The following is a 2,962-nucleotide window of genomic DNA, read 5'->3' on the forward strand; positions in this document are numbered from 1 at the left end:
TATCGCCACAGTAACTGCCGGAACTGCCTGCTCGTATAATGACTGCCTTGATCGCTGTGGAACATCACCCCGACGGGCTTACCACGGGTTTCCCATGCCATTTCCAGTGCTTTCATGGTGAGCCTGCTGTCCGGCGAGAACGACATGGCCCAGCCCACTGGTTTGCACCGTGCACAATTTGTCGTTTTGATATGAGAAAGTCGCCTTCTTTAATATAGAATTGACTTTTTACGGAGATATCTTTTCCTTTAAGATGCTCACGTCTTATTACGCCACCTCTGGAGCGCTTTACTGTAACTAAGTCATACTCTTGATTATCTTGTATATATGCCTTTCTTGCCTCTATTGTCAACGACGGATGAAAAGTGATCCACTTATATCTCCACCAACGGCCCAATATTGATCCACCGTTTTACTCAGGATTAGCTTCAGCTATAACCCCGGCCTTTCGTTTCTGTCTGAGTCGATAGCTTTCTCCTTTGATTTGAACGACATGTGAGTGGTGTAAGATACGGTCCAGCATCGCTGAGGTCAGTGCTGCATCACCGGCGAACGTTTGATCCCACTGCCCGAACGGCAGATTGGATGTCAGGATCATTGCGCTCTTTTCGTAACGTTTAGCGATGACCTGGAAGAACAGTTTTGCTTCTTCCTGACTGAACGGCAGATAGCCTATTTCATCAATGATGAGCAGGCGGGGGGCCATTACTCCACGCTGAAGCGTCGTTTTATAACGGCCCTGACGTTGTGCCGTAGATAACTGAAGTAACAGATCTGCTGCTGTTGTGAAGCGAACCTTGATACCTGCACGGACTGCTTCATAGCCCATCGCTATTGCCAGATGGGTTTTCCCCACACCTGATGGCCCCAGTAATACGATATTTTCATTACGTTCTATGAAGCTGAGTGAGCGTAACGACTGGAGTTGCTTCTGCGGTGCTCCGGTGGCGAATGTGAAGTCATACTCTTCGAACGTTTTCACCGCCGGGAAGGCTGCCATTCGGGTATACATCGCCTGTTTACGTTGATGACGTGCCAGTTTTTCTTCATGAAGCAGATGCTCCAGGAAGTCCATATAACTCCATTCCTGGTCTACTGCCTGTTGTGACAGCGCAGGCGCTGCGCTTATAAGGCTTTCCAGTTGCAACTGCCCGGCGAGCGCCATCAGTCGTTGATGTTGCAGTTCCATCATCACGCCACTCCTCTGCAGAATGAGTCGTAGATGGAGAGTGGATGATGCAGGGGGTGTTTATCGAAGTTCACCAGATTTTCACCAGGATGCACGTCATACTCTTTTTTCTCCGGAGGCAGTGCCAGCATGGACTGCTGCTCTTCGAGCCAGCGATCGCAGGGACGGGCCTGGATTGTTTCATGCTTTCGTTGGTTAGCGACATCGTGCAGCCAGCGCAGACCGTGGCGGTTGGCTGTTTCAACATCGACAGTGATCCCCATCGGGCGCAGGCGAGTCATTAGTGGGATGTAAAAACTGTTACGGGTGTACTGCACCATCCGTTCCACCTTACCTTTAGTCTGTGCCCTGAAGGGGCGACACAGTCGGGGAGAGAAGCCCATCTCCTTGCCGAACTGCCACAGCGAAGGATGGAACCGGTGCTGACCGGTCTGATATGCGTCACGTTGCAGAACCACAGTTTTCATATTGTCATACAACACTTCGCGCGGCACACCACCAAAGAAGCGGAACGCATTACGATGGCAGGTCTCCAGCGTGTCATAACGCATATTGTCAGTGAATTCGATGTACAACATTCGGCTGTATCCGAGAACAGCAACGAACACGTGAAGCGGTGAGCGACCATTACGCATAGTGCCCCAGTCAACCTGCATCTGTCGTCCGGGTTCAGTTTCGAACCGAACGACAGGCTCCTGCTCCTGAGGAACCGAGAGAGAACGAATGAACGCCCTGAGAATGGTCATTCCGCCACGATATCCCTGGTCTCTGATCTCGCGAGCGATTACCGTTGCCGGGATTTTGTAAGGATGAGCATCGGCGATGCGTTGACGAATATAATCCCGGTATTCATCCAGGAGTGAAGCAACAGCAGGTCGCGGCGTATATTTTGGCGGCTCAGATTTTGCCTGCAAATAACGTTTAACGGTATTGCGGGAGATCCCCAGTTCTCTGGCAATCGCCCGGCTACTCATTCCCTGCTTGTGCAGGATTTTAATTTCCATAACTGTCTCAAAAGTGACCATAAACTCTCCTGAATCAGGAGAGCAGATTACCCCCTGGATCTGATTTCAGGCGTTGGGTGTGGATCACTATTGCACCGTTCGTGACACTCTATATTTAAGCACTTTTCTAATGATAACTTTTGCCATCCTGTAGGTAGCATTCCAAGGATCGGTTTTCCAGCTTTAACGCTCACTGGGTAAAGCGAATCACGAGCCATAACCCAACTCCTTCAAATATCCAGCCATCTCCGTTTCCAGCTTCGCCAATTCCGCCTTCAGTTGCTCGCGTTCTGCTCGCACCGCCAGCAGGTCAATCTCATCCTCTTCTTCAAAGGTATCGACATAGCGCGGGATATTGAGGTTATAGTCGTTGTCCTGAATCTCTTTCAGGCTGGCAAGATAAGCGTATTTCTCGACGTTATCGCCATTGCGGTAGGTCTTAACGATTTTTTCGATGTTTTCTTCACTGAGCTGGTTCTGGTTTTTACCCGCCTTGAATTCGCGGCTGGCGTCGATAAACAGCACCTTATCATCTACTTTCTGCTTTTTAAAAATCAGAATTGCTGCAGGAATCCCCGTAGAACAATTTCTCCGGCAGACCAATTACCGCATCCAGCAAATTTTCGTCGATCAGTTTCTGGCGAATTTTGCCTTCGCTGGAGCCACGGAAAAGCACACCGTGTGGCACAACTACGCCCATACGGCCAGTTCCCGGTTTCAGGGTTTCGATCATATGCGAGATAAAAGCGTAATCTCCTTTAGTCTTCGG

General features: G+C 49.9%; 2 protein-coding genes and 2 pseudogenes. All 4 read right to left on the minus strand.

Annotated features, from left to right (window positions below):
• Positions 1–164: pseudogene (locus K0778_RS25450) on the minus strand (DDE-type integrase/transposase/recombinase); the annotation flags it as partial.
• A 248-nt stretch (positions 165–412) separates the two neighbouring features.
• Entirely contained in the window at positions 413–1,195 is a 783-nt protein-coding gene (gene istB / locus K0778_RS25455) for an IS21-like element IS100kyp family helper ATPase IstB (protein ID WP_001317493.1), read from the minus strand.
• Complete coding sequence (istA, locus tag K0778_RS25460) at positions 1,192–2,214, minus strand: IS21-like element IS100 family transposase (protein WP_001297099.1); 1,023 nt, start codon at positions 2,212–2,214, stop codon at positions 1,192–1,194. Before istA ends, istB begins: the two co-directional genes overlap by 4 nt.
• 186 nt (positions 2,215–2,400) lie before the next feature.
• A pseudogene (locus K0778_RS28075) lies at positions 2,401–2,962 on the minus strand (N-6 DNA methylase); the annotation flags it as partial.

Source organism: Escherichia sp. XD33 (genome assembly GCF_019375075.1).
Taxonomy (GTDB): Bacteria; Pseudomonadota; Gammaproteobacteria; order Enterobacterales; family Enterobacteriaceae; genus Enterobacter; species Enterobacter flexneri_A.

Coding starts and splice junctions, on each gene's coding strand:
- istA (WP_001297099.1), bottom strand. CDS start 2,214: ATGGTCACTTTTGAGACAGTTATGGAAATTAAAATCCTGCACAAGCAG.